The following is a 1,543-nucleotide window of genomic DNA, read 5'->3' on the forward strand; positions in this document are numbered from 1 at the left end:
GCCAGGCCTCAGCATTTTATTATGGTGATCCCCTGGGCGAAATGCGCCTGGTAAGCAGAGTTTTTGAAATGTAAGGCCTTTGAATAAGACAAAAGGCTGCCTCATCGCTAACTTTGCAACAGTGCCCTCGAAAATAGTTCTTGAAATTCTATTCTTGATTGCATATCATCTCAACGAGTTTCGATAAGAAAGGATGCGCATGCGACCGTCTGGTTCGCTGGTGGGCAAGGAGGCAGCAGCCGACACGCTCATCGGCAACTGCACGACCGCACGACCAGCCTCCCGTTCAAATTCGAGTTAGAACTCATATCCAGCCTGTCTGGGGGCACTGTGAAAGAGGGATCTCCGATGACTGTTGAATCGAGAATATTTTCTGTAGCCGAGTATGTTCAGCCGTCCGAAGGCGAGCCTATTCGTTCCGTTGTGCTTGAAACCCGAGACTCAATTATCGTGGTTTGGCATGTCCATCCCGGGCAGGAAATTGCGGCTCACATTCATCCTCACGGCCAAGACACGTGGACTGTTTTGTCGGGAATGGCTGATTACTTTCAGGGCAATGGGATTGTTCGTGCCCTCAGGGAAGGTGAGATAGCCGTGGCAAGACCGGGCCAAGTGCACGGGGCGCGAAATACAGGTACCGAGCCATTTGTGTTCGTCTCGGTTGTGGCATCAGCCAATGCCGGTTTCGTATTGGCTGAGCGATAGAGCCCAATCTCTGGAGTTGGTCCAATGAGCGGTCGGGGAGATAGGTAACAGACATGCAGCGGACACGGCTGCTAAACCAGGTCGCAAACCTCCTTGCGTCGCAGCGTGCCGCAAGCGACGCGATCAATCGAATGGGGTCGGCATGAGACTGAACACCATCCAGTTCCCGACCGCGTAGCCGCCTGTCCTGCCGATCAGGTCTTGACCATCGACGCCTGGGATCAGTCCTGAATGTTCTTGGAGACCACTACGTTATGAGCCGCAGCCGCCGCAAAACACCCATCGTCGGGCACACGACCTGCGGCAGCGAGCGCGAGGACAAGAAGCTCTGGCATCAGCGCTGGCGCACCCGTGAGCGCACGGCGCTGACCAGCGCGTCGCCCGAAGCCCTGAGCGCCCATCTGCCCCTGCTGGAAAACCAGGCCAGCAGCGTCTGGTCGATGGGCAAGGATGGCCGCTCCTACTGGCCCGTCAAGCGCCAGGCCGCCACGGCGGATCGCATCGCCAATCACAAGGGACGCAACCCGCAAGAACGCGCCTCCCTGAAAAAGCGCCTGCTGCGCAAGTGGATGAGCAAATGAAGCTCTCCTTCCATCAGCACATTGCGCTGTTCTGGATGATCGGTGCTCCGGGTGTCACTTTCAGAAGGCGACAGCACGAAATATCAAAAGTCGACCGCACGGTCTTTTCTGACGTTGGAGTCGCCTCAGAAAACGGAATCTATGGTCACTCCCGTTTTTGCAACACCGATTTTGACGACAAGTTGGCTTGCTTGAATCTATCCGGCGTCTGAATGGGATTTTATTCCCGCGCCTTGATGAGTTCCGCGCCTAATGAA

3 protein-coding genes are annotated in these 1,543 nt (G+C 55.7%); all 3 read left to right on the forward strand.

Going from position 1 to position 1,543, the window contains the following annotated elements; genetic code table 11:
* Positions 1–348 precede the first annotated feature (348 nt).
* A complete protein-coding gene (locus tag APU11_RS12570) occupies positions 349–705 on the forward strand; it encodes a cupin domain-containing protein (protein ID WP_003465043.1) in 357 nt (118 codons plus the stop codon).
* 254 nt (positions 706–959) lie between these two features.
* Complete coding sequence (locus tag APU11_RS12575; RefSeq protein ID WP_003100858.1) at positions 960–1,286, forward strand: hypothetical protein; 327 nt, start codon at positions 960–962, stop codon at positions 1,284–1,286.
* Between the two features lie 35 nt (positions 1,287–1,321).
* Entirely contained in the window at positions 1,322–1,498 is a 177-nt protein-coding gene (locus tag APU11_RS12580) for an integrase (protein ID WP_074422537.1), read from the forward strand.
* Positions 1,499–1,543: the final 45 nt, after the last annotated feature.

This window comes from Enterobacter sp. 50793107 (assembly GCF_001463365.1).
Lineage (GTDB): Bacteria > Pseudomonadota > Gammaproteobacteria > Enterobacterales > Enterobacteriaceae > Enterobacter > Enterobacter cloacae.